This window comes from Pseudomonas brassicacearum, from assembly GCF_003732265.1.
GTDB classification, from domain to species: domain Bacteria; phylum Pseudomonadota; class Gammaproteobacteria; order Pseudomonadales; family Pseudomonadaceae; genus Aquipseudomonas; species Aquipseudomonas brassicacearum_D.
In genome coordinates this window covers 1-267 of record NZ_MOBK01000405.1, presented here as the reverse complement: position 1 = coordinate 267, position 267 = coordinate 1, and the positions used below count along the sequence as shown (strand labels likewise).

Genomic DNA, 267 nt, shown 5'->3' with positions numbered 1-267 from the left:
AGGCGCTCAGGCGCGGCGAACTGCGGGTCGCGGCCCAAGCGGCGAGGAGGATGAACTCGGTGGTCGGCAGGCCGGGCACGACAATGGCGATCAAGCCGATGCCGAGGCTGACGTAGGCCAGCAGACCGAACAGCAGACGGGCGAGTTTCGAGGAGGCGGGTTGCGGCATGGGCTACGCGGTGGCTTCTGAAGCGGAATGGAGATCTTACAGGCTTACGCAGTTCCCCTGTAGGAGTGAGCCTGCTCGCGATAGCGGTGTATCAGTCG

General features: G+C 64.8%; 1 protein-coding gene. It reads right to left on the bottom strand.

Annotated elements, in window-relative coordinates; genetic code table 11:
• On the bottom strand, positions 1-169 hold a 169-nt coding region (locus BK660_RS31955), incomplete at its 3' end, for a DUF454 family protein (protein WP_123436469.1).
• Positions 170-267 lie beyond the last annotated feature (98 nt).